The following is a 16209-nucleotide window of genomic DNA, read 5'->3' as shown; positions in this document are numbered from 1 at the left end:
GACCAATATGCCTGTTTTTAATATGAAATACCAACCCTTAATGACGACTTGTGTTAATGCCATGACAAAACAGCCATAACCGTTCATTATCTTTAATCGACCTAACCAGACGAGGAGAATCATGGATAAGTTTTCAACGATTGGTGTGATTTTACTGCTTATTCTGGCGATTGTCGGGGGGTATATGACAGGCTTATTTACCGGATATTTATATGATCTCGGTAAACGCCGTTTAGGAAAAGCACTGACGATATTACTGAATCTGGTGTTTTATATTGTGCCTGTCTGGGCACTATTCAGCATCGTATCTGAAGATGGATTGTTATTTTTTTATTTGATCTTGCTGGTCTTCTATCTTCTTGGCATTCATGATTCCAAGCATCCTGCGGTGCGGGATGACAAATCTGATAAAGATTATGAGCCTTATGATTAACAATTTAACTTGTTGGCCACCAATAAGTGCTCATTTTCTCAATCGATACCATAGGTTTTTAAGAATAATGTCCTGACGGAGGGTAAAGCTTGAAAATGAATTATCATCGCAGTCAGGTTGCTGCTGTTGTGTTGTTGCTGGTTAGTGTGGGGTTAGCATTACTCCCTTTCGAATCCAGTGCGGGAACGCAATTAAGCCAGATGTTGAAGGTTACCCTGACGGTGTATGCATTAGCCAGGGGATTAAATGCCGTTATTTCAGTGGCACAGGGAACTGAATTATCTATCGAGCCAATGGGGGTCGGATTAACCTTAACACCGGGTCAGATTTTAGATCCATTGAATGATTTGATTGAACAATTTTCCGGTGTGCTGTTAATGGCTTCAGCCTCACTCGGTATTCAGAAAATCTTGTTATCGATGGGCGATATTGCTTTAGTTCGCTGGGGATTGGCGGGTTTTGCCGTTATTGTGTTGCTGTTAATGTTATGGCAAAAACTCCCTGATCGCTGGTCGTCAAGGCTCTTCAATATGGTGTTAATACTCACGCTGTTACGATTGGCCATTCCTGTCACCATTCTCGCATCAAATCAATTACAACTCTGGTTGGACCATGACAGACAAGAGGCTATTACGGTCTTGCAGGCCACACAGCAAGAAGTGGCTGCAATTCAACCTAATGGTGATGAATCTCAAAGTCGCTGGTATCAGGGTTTAAAAGAGAATCTGGATATCAAAACCCGTTTACAGACTATCCAACAAAAAGCCGAGCAGGGTATTAATGCAGCGATTTATTTACTGGCTGAATTTGTGTTGATTATGCTGATCTTGCCGATTGGCTTCTTATTTGTTGCCTGGCGTTTGATAGGCAAAATTACCAGACAATAGAAAGTGTTATTTGATAAATCCCAATATGCTTGCCAGTCTTAATTGTTTTTCAAGACAACGTTTTGTCCGTTGATATCGTGAGCTGTCATCTGTTAGCCAACAGCAAAAAGTAACTAAATAGATGCCGGTGACAACGGCCTCATCAAATGCTCTATATGGCAGTGTTGAATTTTGATATGCGGCTTCACGTAGCCACTGAACGGTTCGACTGATTCGTAGCAATGCCGGTATTTGAATATGCAAATGGCCGGGTTCCAGTTTGCTTAATATCATCTGACGAGTGACTTTCCGGTTGGCGGCAAGTGATTCCAGCCATGCCAACATCAGGTGCTGAAATTTATCCCGATTATGAAACATTAAAAATTCTTCTGACTGCATGGCGTTTAACATATGCTGGTCTGCCCGATCAAACCAGGCATCACTGATAGCTTCTTTTTCTGCAAAATAGTGATAAATGTCGATTAAGGAAATGTGCAGATCCGCAGCAATGTCCTGTAAGCGCAGAGTTTCCCATGAACTATGAGACGCCAGAGTAACAGCCCTGTCGACGATCTGATGAGATAAATCAGTATGCTGGCGCATGGCTTATCTCCCTCTTCCTGCGTTATTTGCGGTGTTCATAACAGACAAAAAAAAGCCCCGAAAGTATCGGGGCTTTTTTGTGATTTTCGCTTTGCTGCAAATTAACGATTGCAGATGTACATTGTTACTTCAAAGCCGAAACGCATATCTGAATATTCTGGTTTAGTCCACATGTCGATTTCTCCAAATTTGTTAAGCAATAAATTTTTGCTACGGTTCAAATCATACGCCGACAACAAACTTAATCCCTCAGCATTCAGCTTGATGCCACTCAGGATTTTCCTGAATCAACGAATGGCCTCACCGTTGGCATTCAGTATTTTGACTTCGCGTTGTGGGAATGGAATTTCAATCTCATGTTGTTTTAAGGCATCCCAAATCATTAGCAGCAGGTCTGCACCGACGCGATTTACTCCATCATCAATGCCTTCCATCCAGAACTCAATCAGGATATCAACACCGGAATCACCAAAACCAGCAATTTCAGCATCAGGGCGTTCTTCAATTGGTACATCATCACCACTGATCACGCTGGGATGACTGGCAACCACTTGACGTAGTAAATCAAACAGGAAATGCAGATCTGTTTTATAAGCGACCTGAAACTCCAGCGAATAACGTTGTTTGAGGTTTTTGTGGGTCCAGTTGGTAAAGCTGGTGGTGATGAATTGTTCATTGGGCACCATGATATCTTTGCCATCAAAGGTTTCCAATGTGGTCGAGCGCATATTTAGCTCGCGGATAATTCCTTTTCGCCCATCCTCCATCTCAATGTAATCACCCACGCTTAATGAGCGTTCAAGCAACAGGATGATGCCGGAGATAAAGTTTGAGGCGATTGACTGCAACCCAAACCCCAAACCCACACCCAGTGCACCACCAAATACAGCGAGAGCGGTAAGGTTAATCCCCATGATCTGCAATAGCAGAATGAACACAATAAAAAACAGCGCGATCTGGAATAGTTTGGCAAATACTTCTCGAGTACCAATATCCAAATCTTCCTGACTGCGAATAATTTGTTGTCCAGCATTGCTGGAAATACGCCCTAACCAGAATAAAATCGAGCCGAATATCAGTACTCTGATAATTCCATAGGCAGAAACACTGATATTGCCTACCTGGAATGACATGGATTCAAGATAAGCGATAACCGCATCCAGCCAACCGAATAGTTGCAAAATAGCGATGGGCAAAATCACCCATAAAGCGAGTTTTTTGAATAATGTTTTATGGATAATGCGATCTATCAGCTTATACAGCATGAAGATCACCGCCCAACTCATGCAGACTTGAATTAACCAGCTTTGACCGATCCATAAATGGCTGATATCAGCAGCTATGGAAAATGCCAGAATGATCATTAATGGAAAAATGAGGTCTCGGCTACGATAGATGCTATTACGGAATTTGAGTAGCGGACCACTGACCGGAATTTGCCGTAATAATGGCGAACGATTTTTCAAAAAGCTGGCGATTGAATAAGCTAATAATCCAGCTAAAACAATCAGGCCAATTTGAGAATAAAACTTGGGGCTGCTCGCCCAATCCATGGCAATGTTCAGTGATTGAAAGAAGAGGGTTTCAATTTGCTGGATATCCATTTTCATACCGAAGGTTTCATTAAAGAGTGCCAATGTAAGCGAGCATCACAACACTATCAACTATTTCTACTCAGGCTTGATAATTTGTGTTCATTCAGAATATAAGAAGACATCGGTCTGACCTTCACTCTCAATATAAATTGTCGAGCTAGAGATCCCAAAACAACACACCCTCCAGACAGGTGGATAATATGCTGAGCATATAGGTTATGGGCAAGCAAGAAGGATACATTAACGCAAATGAAATTTTTAAGAGTAGTAGAAAAACGCTCTAATTGAGATGTGAGTATTAAATGGATATTTTTTTAAAAGGAGTAATCAGGACCAAAAAAAAGCCCCGAAGAACGGGGCTTTTCGATTCACCCGAAGGTGAAAACAAACTGTTATCGTAGCAATTATGCAGGAACGATGTTTTCAGCTTGTGGACCTTTTTGACCTTGAGTAACATCAAATGTTACACGTTGGCCTTCAGTCAATGTTTTGAAACCGTCACCTTGGATTTGACGGAAATGTGCGAAAACGTCAGGGCCGTTTTCTTGTTCGATAAAACCAAAGCCTTTAGCTTCGTTAAACCATTTAACTGTTCCAGTTGAAGACATAAATCATCCTATTTTTGTAAATCTAAAATGCCCAATATGGGCGGGTATGCTGTAAGTGGAGCGGGTATTTTGAAAACAGGACGAGTACTCTTTGGATCTAACATTAAAGCGGAAACATCGAACTTGAAAACAAATATCTGTCGTACTTGCAAGCACAATCGACTATATAGAGATTATTTGCAAAGGTCAAAACATATTTACGAATTAATGAAAATAACGCTCCATATAAGTCAAATCGCTACTTTAAACGGAAAAGTGGCATTAATTAATTCATGGCGGGTACCGGTGCAACTTTCTGGCGACGCTGCCGAAACCATTTTAATGCCGGTTTTTCTATGTAGTAATGAATAACGGTTGCCAGAATTAAAGAAACACACAGTGCGATGATGACTCCGCTAAGCCCTGACAGTCCAATTGCATAGCTGTGATCAATAATACCGTAGCCGATATTTTGATGAACCAGATAAAGTGAGTAGGAGAGACTGCCAAGCCACAGGGTGGCTGGATTAACAATAAAGTTCAGATAACCGCTTATTGCCATGACAAATAAAGCATAACACCCTAGTACAAACACATTAAAAGGTGCCGGATAAGCAATAAGGGCATGGCTCATGGATAAGGCCAGAAAAAATACTTCACTTGTTGTCAGGCTACCGGATTTATACCAGCGGTATAACACTATGCCACTGATAAACAGCGGAGCATAACTGGTAAACAATAATTCATTAGCAATAAAAGCCGCAGTTGGCGATAAATTTTCCAGATTAATTACGGCAAAGTAACTCAGCATGATCCAGCTGAATAATACGATGCGTAATTGCTGCCAGTTTTTTAAGGTATAGAACAACAAGGCCATCCACACATAAAACGTCATTTCAATCACCAGACTCCAATAAGCTCCATCTACGTGTGCATGGTCAAGGTAACTATGTAACAGAGTGAAGTTCATTAAGGCGGTGGTGAATGGGACAGTACGATCATCCGGGCCAAGTGCATGGACGGAAAGAAAGGTTATCACAATGCTTACCCATAAGGCTGGTAAGAGCCGGAAAGCCCGGGCAAGACCAAACCATGCGGCGTTTTCAGTTCTTTCCAATGTCATAAAAATGACAAACCCACTCAGCATAAAAAAAAGATGTACCCCATATCGACCAAATTCAAGCACATTGGGAGAGTTGAAAGCGTGGCCATAAAGTTCATTGTAATAAGGTAAATAATGGAAAAGTACTACACCTAAAGCTGCGATACCTCGTAAAGCATCTAATGCTTGCAGTCGGTTTTTGGCCGTGGCCATACGTCGCTCCTGCGGTTAAAAATGTAAAGCAGTATAACGATTTGAAGCTTAATTAAGTCTTAACCTAGGATAATCCAACCCAGTATAGCGTGGACGGAATGTGTCTGGATGCTCAGGCAATTACACAGTTTTTGCCTTTGTGTTTTGCTTCATAAAGCTTACGGTCTGCACGGCTGAGTAGAGCAAAGATACCGTCATCCTGTTCACGATATTCGGTGAGGCCAATGCTGACGGTAAAGGTGACTTGCTGACCACTGACAAGGGGCAAGGTTAAGTTTTCAACACATTCGCGCATGCGTTCGGCAAGCGTCAAAGCGGAAGCTATATCGGTTTCTGGTAATATCATGGCGAATTCTTCACCACCAATGCGTCCAAAAATATCATACGAACGTTTTGAACTCATGATGCATTCTGTGAACAGCTTAATGGCCTCATCCCCAGTGTTATGGCCATGCAGATCGTTAATTCGTTTAAAATTATCGATATCGAACATGGGTAGACATAAGGTTCGATTGTAACGAGAAGTGCGTTGCAGTTCTGTTTCGGCTTGTGCAATAAACGCTCGGCGATTCCAGATCCCGGTTAAATCATCTGTATTCGCTAGATATTCCAGAGTTTTCGCCACGTCTTCTAATTCAAGATTTTTTTCCAGAATATCCAGATGTGCTTCAAAGATATTGCGTAATTGCACCATCATTTTGAGTTGTAATTCGGAGTAATAATGTGTTTTGGTATCCAATACACATAATGTGCCAAAGGCATCACCATTGGGCCAAGTAACGGGAACACCTAAATAATTGATCATCCCCAGTTGTGCGTCGTATTTATCTTTCCATTCCGGGGTTTCATTAGCATTGGCAACAAACAGCGTCTGTTGCTGACATATAACATGTTCACAGTAGCGGTCTGAACCTGGAAGTTTAAATTTTTTATTAATTTGATATGGATTAGCCGCAGAGCGGTTTTTAATCATCACAAAAAGTTGATTCATGTCATCAACATTTGTCAGCAAGACGGCAGGCACTTCCATAAATTCAGCAAACAGATCAAGCAATTCCTGCCATTGCTGAAAATACTCATCCTTAACAATCGGATGTGACATGTTCGCGCTGTTTATCAAATGGTTGATCCTTCTCGCAACATTTCATTAGGAGCATACAATAAATCTAAAAAATAGTCCTTAATCTATTTATAGTGTCTCAAGTTTATGTTAACCCGTAATTGTCATTAACCCATCAACAATGCCCAGAGTGTATCGAATACCATTTTTTTTACTGCTGCCACTAATCATGGCCGCCTGTGATCCTTTTGCCAAGCCAGAAAGCTTAATGGATGAGTATGTGAAGCGATTAGCACATGTACTGGATGTAGAACCCCGTTATTCTGAATTAGTATCGATAGAAAGAATCCCCAGACCACGTGAACGCAAGTTAGCCATTTCGGAAATAGATATGAATATGCTGGAGTTTCTTGGATTATATGGTTGCGAACTGCAATTTGTGGTGGGTGAAAAAAATTCGATAATGGGCCGTGTCATGCAGCCATTAAACAAATTACGTTACGAGGTCCGTTTTATTCAAGCAGCCGAGGCCTGCCTGCCTAAAATTGATGATGAAAAGTTAACAGAAACTGTTCTGCAAACGATTGAGCATAAAAAACAAAATTTAGGTAAAACTATCTGGAATGCCACTTGGGGAACCGATGAAATAGCTCAATTACTGAGTCTTTCAAATGGGTTATATGATCCTGAGCAGAACAAATATGACATTACCCAATATAGTCATGACATTGATTATTTAAATAATGCGGTGACAAATTTGCTCAATGGTGATTTTTCACAGGATCTTCAATATATCGGTGAAATACAGCAACGCTGGCAGTATGGCAGCCATGCTGGGCAATTACACAATAGTGGAAGATTGCTGATTAGCCGATTAGAGGATGCCACTCAGATACTAAAACAAAGAACGCAGCAAAAGCCTTTATGCCCTCAGGGGAAAGCAACGAATCAAGCCAGAGTTTTGGAGTCCATGTTTTTTAGCGTCTATATCGCCAAGGTTCAACCCTATATGGCTAATGTGGACCGTAGCGCTGAACAACTGTTTGAGCCATTAGCTGAATTGGCCATGAAACAACGTCAGGTTATGCCGGATACATTCCAGACTTATTTTAATCAGAGTCTGGAGTGGAATAACGAGAAGAGCCTTTGGGGGCGATATCAGCAACGTGTCAAAGAACACACTGAAGCCTGGCAAGAATTGCTGGAACAGTGTGGTCTTCGACCTCAACCTTAATGCGTTTTAAACTTTAAAACGGGCCATCATGTTTTTCATGGTGTCAGAGAAACGTTTGATTTCTTGTGATAATTCTTCACCCGTTTCGGCGACTTCGCTGGCAGACTCTGTTTGTTCATTCAAACCATGTAGATTTTTACTGATTTCTTCGGCAACACAGGTTTGTTCTTCTGTTGCTTGAGCTGTTTGAGTCGCCATATCGTTAACACGATTAGAAGAAGCTTGGATTTCATGAAAGACGGTATCTGCTTCAACAAACGTTTTCGCTGTTTCATCTGCATTGACTTTACCCTCAGAAATGGCTTTGGATGAAGAGCCAACCGATGCCTGTAATTTCTGAATGATTTTATCAATATCATTGGTACTTTGCTGCGTACGCGTTGCTAATGTTCGCACCTCATCGGCCACTACAGCAAAACCACGACCATGTTCACCGGCGCGAGCAGCCTCAATCGCTGCATTTAATGCAAGTAAATTGGTTTGCTCTGCAACACCACGAATCACGTCCAAAACGGTAACAATATTGTTCGAGTTAGCCTCCAGTTCCTGCGAAGATTCGAGTACCAGATCCATATTACGGATTAATGCCGTTATTTTTTCATTCGAGCTTCTGACAACACCCATACCACGGTCAGCCAATCCGGCTGTTTTATCTGCTTCTGATGCTGAATTTGTTGCGACTTGAGCCATTTCTTTGTTTGCCAGCGTCATTTCGTGAACAGCACTAACAATAGACTCTGTTGATAAATTCAGTTTTTGGTTAATGCTCTTGGTATGTTCAGAAGCCTCGGAAAGACTGGCTGTTAAGTTCCCCAAACTCGCTACTTGAGAGAGGATGTTTTTAATCAAATCCTGCAGATTAGAGACAAAAATATTAAATGCTCTGGCCAGATTGCCAAATTCGTCTTTGGAAGTAACATCAATTCGAGCCGTTAAGTCACCATCACCAGACGCGATTTCATTAATTCGTTTAATAAGATAGTTAATATCATCGGTGAGTTTTTTGGGGATCAAATAACTGAAAATGAGCGCAATGATTAAAACCACTGTGACAGCAATAAAAGTAAACATCATTTTTTTGCGGATATCAGCTTCAAGTTCTTGTTCAATCTTGTTAAAGCCTTCAATAACCGCTTCGCCTGATTTATCCAGTATGTTTCTTAGTTCAGCAAATTCTTGGTCTTCCAGTTGTGCCAAAGCCGTTAAAGAAAGTCCATTATTGTAGCCGTTTATAAGATTATCCGAGGCGGCTATCCATTCCTGATATGCTTGCTCGAAAATTGCCGGGTCACCTGCAACTTCAGGATAATCTTTCAGATAATTTCTGTAATCTGCATACCGAGCTTCAACTTGTTCGATATTTTCTACGCGGTCTGCTTCGTTATCCGCTTGGCCAGCGATAACGTTTAACTGTGCGAGTTTGGCTTGATAGAGATCTCGATCGGCATTCAATATAACTTGATTTGCCGGCATAAAAACATTCGCCTTAGTTTCAATGAGTCGACTTTGAAGTGACATCATCCACCAGAACATTGATACCACCACAACGATAGTCAGTCCCATTATGAGAACTGGCAGTGAGCTTTTAATACGAATGCTATGTAAGTTCATACGTTTACCCAGGTTAAAGAGATGGCCTGATTAACGGCATAAGCTTTTACAACTTTAAAAAATTTTTGAATAATCACGAACGCTCAATTGATAGTGAAAACTGATTGATTCTTGCCTATTAACTTAATGATTTTTTTACTTGACCCACCTCTTATCCAGACAGGATTCAGATTTCATGACAGTTGAGCAACAAGCTGCAGACATACAGCACTTATTTGCTGTTCAAAATGTTGATTATCCACAAAAGCCCCAAGTGCTGGGGCGATTAAGCTATCTGCAACAAAATCCACATAATTCGATGGATGACGTGCTGGAAATAGTGGCAATGTATCCTAATTTGGAACAGCGAATCATCGCTTTAGCCAATTCGCCCAGATTTCGTGGCATTGTCACCATCGAGACATTGAAGCCGGCTATTTTAAGGTTAGGTATGTCACAAGTCTTAACCATAATGACAGGGATGATATTGCTGGATTATTTCGAGAAAAATAAAACTCCGCTGTTGGAAAAATACTTTAAAAATATGCGAACAAGGAGTCTGTATGTCTCGGCGCTGAGTTATGTTTTAGCCTATGAAAAAACCAAAGTTGATCCAGAGCAGGCGATGTTGGCCGGGATAATTCATAATGTCGGGGTGTTACCATTATTACTGCGTTTGGCGCAGCTTCCAGAACTTTATTACAACCCGAAAGCCATGGACGCTGTTGCTAAAGTTATCATTCCCCGTACCTATCCATTAGCTGGCAGGATTTTGCTTACCGATTGGCAAATGGAACCTCATTTTATTGAGGTCGCTAGCGGACATCAAAATCTGCAACACCACATTTCTGATGAAATCGATTTGATCGATATTGTTGTTGTTGCAAGGCAACTGAGTGCCATTGACAGTTTTGATGAAGAAACCGTTTTACCAAGCGCATTGTTAGAAAGCCGGATATTTAACAAATTTTGGCAAGACGAGGAACAAGCAGTTACAGAGTTAGCCGTTTGGCAAGAAAAAATTAAACTTTATCGACAAAATATGCAGATAAGTACATAGGGGATATGGGTGGAATTCGAAGTATTCGGTTTTTTTGTGCAATAAGATCTCCGCGGCATATTATTCGCCACCAGGCGAACGCCGTTTCTTGCCAAAAACCAAAGGTTATTTTGTTTTTTTGGCAGATTTAGATTTTTTACCGGCTTTCTTGTCTTTCTTTGACTTATCTTTTTTGGTTTTCACTTTTTTGTTTTTTTCAGGCTTTTCCTTATCCTTTTTGACCTTAATGGTCTCAGGAAAACAGGAAATGCCATTTGCACGATAACGACCCAGCCAGTAACGAACCTGACCTAAACTTAATGAAGTTTGTTCGGCGGCTTCTTGCTGACTGGCTCCAGTCGATAGCAGTAATAGTGCTTTAGCTCGTTCACTATTGATGGATGTTTCTTCACTGATTTTACGAAGCAGTTTTTGAGATTTTTTCTTTAATTCCAACAATGCTACCGAGTCGTTCATATGTGATCCTCAGAATAATCAGTCGAAAGCGTAACGAAATGTTTCAATAATACTGCAACAATATTTCTAAATTATGACAGGGATATTTAAGTCAATTGATTGACTGTCTCGTGTAACTTTTTGTCCAACTCAGTGTTTATAACGCGTCCATTTTCAGTGTCGAAATTTTCATAAAAGGAAGGAACGGACAAGCTGCCTTTAATATCTGCAGCAAAGCGGGGAAGGGAGTTGATGGCAATTTCCATTACCGTTGCGCCACCGCGTTCTCCTGGCGAAGTTGAAAGTAACACTGTCGGTTTTTTCTGAAAGATTTTTTGTTCAATTCGCGAGCACCAATCAAACAGGTTTTTCCAGGCTGCTGAATAGTTACCATTATGCTCAGCGAAAGAAATAACTAATGCATCAGCGCTGCCGAGTTTATCCAGAAATGCCTTCGCTAGAGCCGGTTGCCCCAATTCTTTTTCTTTATCAACGCTGAAGAGAGGTAATTCGTAGTCGTTAAGATCCAGTACTTCTACTTCGGCATTTTCAATCAGATTAGCCGCATAAGTTACTAGTTGCTTATTGATAGATTCTTTACTGCTGCTGGCCGCAAAAGCGATGACTTTCATAAAATCTCCATTATCCTTAGACGTCTGTTAATGACAGATAGCCTGTCGAAAAGTTGTTCATATTGCAAAAGTAAAAAAGGCATCCGAAGATGCCTTTAAATATGTCTGACTAATCGTAGCTGTAATGTTTTTTCAGCTGTTTGGTCACTTGCCACATGCTTTTTAAACCTGTTGGAAAAATCACATAGTCACCTGGGACAATAGTGACTGGTTGACCACCATCGGGTGTCACCACAATTTCGCCTTCAAGAATGTAAGCTTTTTCAGTTTCATCAAAATCCAAACGGAATTCAGTAACTGGGCAGTCCCAAATTTCCCAACCAGCCACACCTAATTCTTGTAAACGTGTTTCGCTTGGGTTTTTTTCAATAATAATCTCTGGCATAAAAATCCTGAATTTAAAAAGGGTCAATCATGGTCGTCATGCGACAGAACCACTGCTTTTTTCGTCAGCCATGCGCGATAACACAGCGACATGTCAGTATTTGACTGGCAAATAATAACAAACCTGAATGGTAAAGGTTGAATTCAGTTGTCTTTACATTTTTACTTATCACTTGAAAACTGCTTTATCAAATGATAACGATTTGTATTTACATTATTTTACATGATACGTAATATATGATTTTTTCTCATTTTCGCGCCGGAGAAAGTTCATGCGTATTACATTGTCGCCACTTGCGATATCCATAGGTTTAGCCTTGCTTGCCTCCCATACGGCAACTGCTGCAGAAAAAGAAACAGATTCCGCAGAATTGGAATCAATTACCGTTACAGCGAGTGCGGATGCTTCAGCAGAAGGTTTATCTCCAGCTTTTGCTGGTGGCCAAGTCGCTGAAGGCGGACGAGCAGGTATTCTGGACACAAAAGATAATCTGGACACGCCTTTTAGTATTACCAGTTACACCAATGAATTTATTCAAGATCGCCATGCTCGAAGTGTTGGAGAAGTCTTGCAAAATGATCCTACTGTTCGGGTAGCAAGAGGTTTTGGCAATTTTCAGGAATCCTATTTTATCCGTGGATTTATTACGACTTCTGATGATATTGCCTATAACGGACTTTATTCCTTATTGCCCCGTCAATATATTGCAACAGAATTATTTGAGCGTGTAGAGCTATTGCGAGGGGCATCTTCATTCCTGACTGGAGCTAATCCAAACGGTGGCGGTATTGGTGGTGCTATCAATTTATTACCTAAACGTGCACCAAATTATGATTTAAACCGTGTCACCGTCGGCTTTGATAGTGGAAGCCAGGCTAACGTTTCTGCTGACATGGCAAGACGATTTGGTGAGAATGATGAATTTGGGGTGCGGGTAAATGCAGCACATCGAAATGGTGGCACTGCTGTTGAAGATGAAGAAGCAGAGTTAAGTCTATTTAATGTCGGCATGGACTGGCAAGGTGAAAAATTACGTTTATCAGCAGATCTTGGTTTTCAAGATCATCAACTTGATGAAACACGACCTAATGTTCGTCTGGTAGGGGATGAAATTAATAAAATTCCCAATGCACCTAATGCGAGTAAAAATTGGGCGCAAGATTGGTCATATTCAAATGAACAAAATTATTTCGGTACTTTTAGGGCTGAATATGATCTTAAAGAAAATGTTACTGCTTGGGCTGCATATGGTATGAGAAGAGGAGATGAGTCAAACTCTCTTGCCAATCTTAATATTAATAACCCTAACACTGGTGCTGGTTCATTCAGTCGTTTCGACAATGATCGCGAAGATCGCGTTGATACTGGAGAGGTAGGGCTTAGAGGTAACTTTGAGACTGGCTCTATTGGACATGATTGGGTAGTTGCGTATTCGTATTTTAAATCAGAGCGTAAAAACGCTTTTGGAATAGGCTCGGCTCTGACAGGGAATTTATACAATCCTGTTTATTACTCGCGACCAGCACTTTCAGAAATACCTGATACTGCACTTGCTAATAGAACCAAACTGAATAGCTTTGCTATTGGAGATACCTTAGCATTTTATGATGAACGATTTTTACTCACTTTGGGTGCTAGATATCAGTCTTTGAAAGTTGAGGACTTTGCCTATTTCACCACTGGAGAAAGGACCAGAAATTATGAGGATAATGAAGTTACTCCTGCATTCGGAGCTGTTTTTAAATTAACAGATAACACATCAATTTATGCTAATTATATCGAAAGCTTAACCAGTGGTGATGAAGCACCACAAACAGCCAATACAAGTGCTGGAGATGAAATAGATTTAGTCAATGCCGGCGAGTCATTAGCTCCTTATGTGTCAGAACAAACAGAGTTTGGAATTAAATATGAAAATGAAAAACTAGGATTAGGTTTGGCCTATTTCACTACTGATAAACCACGTGGTGTGGTAGATGATAGTGACCCAACGGCGCCAATTTTTAAAGAAGCTGGTGAGGATCAGCATCAAGGTGTTGAATTAACCATGTACGGTATGGCTACCGATGATGTGAAATTATTGGGTGGTGTTACTTGGTTGGATGCTGAACAGAAAGATACTGGTGACGAAACTATTGATGGTAATCGGGTAATCGGTGTTGCTGAATGGCAAGCCACTATCGGAGCTGAGTGGGAAATTCCTACTGTTGCCGGTTTAGCTGTAGACAGTCGGGTGAATTATACTGGCTCGCGTTATGCTGATGACGCTAATACGTTGAAAGTGGATGATTGGACAACTATGGATATTGGGGCACGTTATCTAATGCAGTTAGGTAATCAAGATTTAACCTTGCGTGCACGCGTTCATAATATATTTGATCGTGATTATTGGTCTTCAGTGGGAGGATTCCCTGGAAATGGTTATCTGGTGTTAGGCGCACCTCGCACTGTTACTGTAAGCGCGACTATGGATTTCTAATCCAACCCTTTTCATTTCAAAAAAGCGGCTTGCAGTAACCCACTGCAAGCCGCTTTTTTTATGTTTACTCGTTTTTAAACATTCACCCGTTGGTATTCACGATAGCGCGGCAGCCAGAAATTATCTTCAATCGCCTGTAGTAAAGCACTTTCGGTCATTTCAGGAGCAAGATGTTTATGCTGAGCCAGTTTGGCTACTTCAAAGGCAATCTTTTTACTCAGCTCTGCTGTATCTGCTAAGGATGGGAGAAGTTCCTGGTGACCACTGGTAGCGAGTGGCGATGCAGCAGCCAGCACTTCGCTTGCGGTCATCAACATATCATCGGTAATGCGTTCTATTTTGGCAGCCACGACAGCCAGGCCAAGCCCCGGGAAAATATAACTGTTATTGCATTGAGCAATAGGATAGACCTTGGCTTTATATGTTACGGGCATAAATGGACTGCCTGTGGCAATAAGCGCATTACCTTCTGTCCATTCAATAAGCTGTTGGGGCTGGGCTTCAATCTGTTTGGACGGATTACTTAACGGAAAAATAATTGGCTTTGGACAATGTGAGCACATGGATTTGATGATGGTTTCTGTAAATATGCCCGCTTGTCCTGACACACCAATCAACACCGTCGGATGAACATGTTCAATTACTTCAGCCAGGTTGGCATTAATTCCTGAGATAGACCAGGTGGCGCACACCAAATCCTGCTGGGCGAGTTTTTGTTGAAACTCCGGCAAACCAGGTAATGATTGGGTGAGCAGCCCTGAGCGATCAATCATAAAAATTTGCTGTCGGGCATGCAGTTCACTGGTACCTTCCGTCATCATCTGAGCCACGATTTGCTCGGCGATGCCGCAGCCTGCAGAACCGGCGCCAACAAATACAATCGTTTGCTGAGAAAGTGTTTGGTGTTTAGCACGGCAGGCCGCCAGTAATGAGCCAACTGTCACAGCAGCGGTTCCCTGAATGTCATCATTAAAACAGCAAAGCTCATCTCGATAACGTGTTAATAGCGGTAAAGCTTTGCGTTGTTCAAAATCCTCAAACTGTAACAACACATTTGGCCAGCGTTTTTTGATGGCAGTTATAAACAGTTCCATAAACTCATCATATTGCTGAGCATCAATACGTGGATGTTGCCAACCAATATATTGAGGATTATCGAGCAAGTGTGGATTATCAGTGCCGACATCCAGCATGATGGGCAGGGTGTAGGCCGGGCTGATACCACCACAGACGGTATATAAAGAAAGCTTGCCAATTGGAATACCCATACCGCCAACACCTTGGTCGCCCAGCCCAAGAATCCGGCTGCCATCAGTAACAACAATCACTTTGACATTACGTTTGGTCGCATTGAGCAGGATTTCATCAATGTGGTGTCGATCAGGATAGGAGATAAATAACCCCCTTGCTCGGCGATAAATTTGTGAAAACCGCTCGCAAGCGTCGCCAACGGTGGGGGTGTAAATGATGGGCATCATCTCCTGTAAATGATGCTCAAGCAGATAATAAAATAAGGTTTCGTTATTGTCCTGAATGGTCCGTAGATAGATGTGTTTGTTTATAGGCTCAATAAAACTGGAATATTGTTGATAGGCACGCTCCGCTTGTTGCTCAATGGTTTCAAAGCGTTGGGGTATCAAGCCTTTCAAATTAAATTGTTGCCGTTCAGCTTCACTAAATGCAGTACCTTTATTCAATAAGGAGGTTGCCAGTAGAGTGGGGCCTGCATAATTGATATAAATAGGTCTGAGCGGCATTTAATCATGTCCCGATTCAATTCTGTCTGATCGTCAGTATAAACATCTGTCACGACTAAAATTCAAATCTAATTGAGGTTAAACAACCCTTACTACTGCAAATAGCTATATGAGTTTGCAAAGAATGTGTTTTTTTTGATTAATCTCCCACTTAGCTGTTGACGAAATGCACCTTAAG

Annotated in this window: 17 protein-coding genes; 5 read left to right on the top strand and 12 right to left on the bottom strand. The window is 41.4% G+C overall.

Annotation, left to right across the window (positions count from 1 at the left end):
- The first annotated feature begins 121 nt into the window (after window positions 1-121).
- Both LGT40_RS11270 and LGT40_RS11265 read left to right on the top strand, forming a co-directional pair.
- Window positions 122-433 carry a hypothetical protein gene (locus tag LGT40_RS11270; protein WP_226071390.1) on the top strand — a complete coding sequence of 104 codons (312 nt, stop codon included), beginning with the start codon at window positions 122-124 and terminating at the stop codon, window positions 431-433.
- Between the two features lie 95 nt (window positions 434-528).
- A complete protein-coding gene (locus LGT40_RS11265; RefSeq protein ID WP_226071435.1) occupies window positions 529-1320 on the top strand; it encodes a hypothetical protein in 792 nt (263 codons plus the stop codon).
- A 6-nt stretch (window positions 1321-1326) separates the two neighbouring features.
- Here LGT40_RS11265 and LGT40_RS11260 read toward each other — a convergent pair whose 3' ends face one another.
- The 7 genes from LGT40_RS11260 to LGT40_RS16570 form a co-directional block, all read right to left on the bottom strand.
- Complete coding sequence (locus LGT40_RS11260; RefSeq protein ID WP_226071388.1) at window positions 1327-1902, bottom strand: TetR/AcrR family transcriptional regulator; 576 nt, start codon at window positions 1900-1902, stop codon at window positions 1327-1329.
- A 101-nt stretch (window positions 1903-2003) separates the two neighbouring features.
- The gene (gene pqqA / locus LGT40_RS11255; protein ID WP_081443609.1) at window positions 2004-2075 is read right to left on the bottom strand and encodes a pyrroloquinoline quinone precursor peptide PqqA; all 72 of its coding nucleotides are present in this window, start codon (window positions 2073-2075) and stop codon (window positions 2004-2006) included.
- 114 nt (window positions 2076-2189) lie between these two features.
- A complete protein-coding gene (locus tag LGT40_RS11250) occupies window positions 2190-3512 on the bottom strand; it encodes a mechanosensitive ion channel family protein (protein ID WP_226071386.1) in 1323 nt (440 codons plus the stop codon).
- 389 nt (window positions 3513-3901) lie between these two features.
- On the bottom strand, window positions 3902-4105 hold the full coding sequence (locus LGT40_RS11245) for a cold-shock protein (protein ID WP_014706925.1): 204 nt from the start codon (window positions 4103-4105) through the stop codon (window positions 3902-3904).
- Window positions 4106-4370: 265 nt separating this feature from the next.
- Window positions 4371-5399, bottom strand: a complete 1029-nt coding sequence (locus LGT40_RS11240; protein ID WP_226071384.1) for an acyltransferase family protein — start codon at window positions 5397-5399, stop codon at window positions 4371-4373.
- Between the two features lie 112 nt (window positions 5400-5511).
- On the bottom strand, window positions 5512-6501 hold the full coding sequence (locus tag LGT40_RS11235) for a sensor domain-containing diguanylate cyclase (protein ID WP_226071382.1): 990 nt from the start codon (window positions 6499-6501) through the stop codon (window positions 5512-5514).
- Window positions 6502-6626: 125 nt separating this feature from the next.
- Window positions 6627-6683: a hypothetical protein gene (locus tag LGT40_RS16570; protein ID WP_369075675.1), complete on the bottom strand. Its 57-nt coding sequence runs from the start codon at window positions 6681-6683 to the stop codon at window positions 6627-6629.
- A 56-nt stretch (window positions 6684-6739) separates the two neighbouring features.
- Here LGT40_RS16570 and LGT40_RS11225 point away from each other — a divergent pair, with 56 nt between their 5' ends.
- A complete protein-coding gene (locus tag LGT40_RS11225; protein ID WP_247363563.1) occupies window positions 6740-7693 on the top strand; it encodes a DUF3080 family protein in 954 nt (317 codons plus the stop codon).
- A gap of 6 nt (window positions 7694-7699) precedes the next feature.
- On the opposite strand, the gene LGT40_RS11220 is transcribed toward LGT40_RS11225, so the two are convergent.
- Entirely contained in the window at window positions 7700-9304 is a 1605-nt protein-coding gene (locus tag LGT40_RS11220; RefSeq protein WP_226071380.1) for a methyl-accepting chemotaxis protein, read from the bottom strand.
- 175 nt (window positions 9305-9479) lie between these two features.
- Here LGT40_RS11220 and LGT40_RS11215 point away from each other — a divergent pair, with 175 nt between their 5' ends.
- Window positions 9480-10343, top strand: coding sequence for an HDOD domain-containing protein (locus LGT40_RS11215; RefSeq protein WP_226071378.1), 864 nt, complete (start codon window positions 9480-9482; stop codon window positions 10341-10343).
- A gap of 105 nt (window positions 10344-10448) precedes the next feature.
- On the opposite strand, the gene LGT40_RS11210 is transcribed toward LGT40_RS11215, so the two are convergent.
- The 3 genes from LGT40_RS11210 to LGT40_RS11200 all read right to left on the bottom strand — a co-directional run bounded on the left by LGT40_RS11210 (window position 10449) and on the right by LGT40_RS11200 (window position 11795).
- Window positions 10449-10799, bottom strand: coding sequence for a helix-turn-helix domain-containing protein (locus tag LGT40_RS11210; RefSeq protein WP_226343204.1), 351 nt, complete (start codon window positions 10797-10799; stop codon window positions 10449-10451).
- Window positions 10800-10885: 86 nt separating this feature from the next.
- Window positions 10886-11410, bottom strand: coding sequence for an NADPH-dependent FMN reductase (locus LGT40_RS11205; protein WP_226071375.1), 525 nt, complete (start codon window positions 11408-11410; stop codon window positions 10886-10888).
- A 109-nt stretch (window positions 11411-11519) separates the two neighbouring features.
- A complete protein-coding gene (locus tag LGT40_RS11200; protein ID WP_226071373.1) occupies window positions 11520-11795 on the bottom strand; it encodes a cupin domain-containing protein in 276 nt (91 codons plus the stop codon).
- A 271-nt stretch (window positions 11796-12066) separates the two neighbouring features.
- On the opposite strand from LGT40_RS11200, the gene LGT40_RS11195 reads away from it, so the two are divergent.
- Entirely contained in the window at window positions 12067-14274 is a 2208-nt protein-coding gene (locus LGT40_RS11195) for a TonB-dependent receptor (RefSeq protein WP_226071371.1), read from the top strand.
- A gap of 74 nt (window positions 14275-14348) precedes the next feature.
- On the opposite strand, the gene LGT40_RS11190 is transcribed toward LGT40_RS11195, so the two are convergent.
- Window positions 14349-16031 carry an NAD-dependent malic enzyme gene (locus tag LGT40_RS11190; RefSeq protein WP_226071370.1) on the bottom strand — a complete coding sequence of 561 codons (1683 nt, stop codon included), beginning with the start codon at window positions 16029-16031 and terminating at the stop codon, window positions 14349-14351.
- Window positions 16032-16209 lie beyond the last annotated feature (178 nt).

The sequence above is a fragment of the Methylophaga pinxianii genome (assembly GCF_020447225.1).
In the GTDB taxonomy this organism is placed as follows: domain Bacteria; phylum Pseudomonadota; class Gammaproteobacteria; order Nitrosococcales; family Methylophagaceae; genus Methylophaga; species Methylophaga pinxianii.
This window is presented reverse-complemented; position numbering and strand designations above follow the sequence as displayed.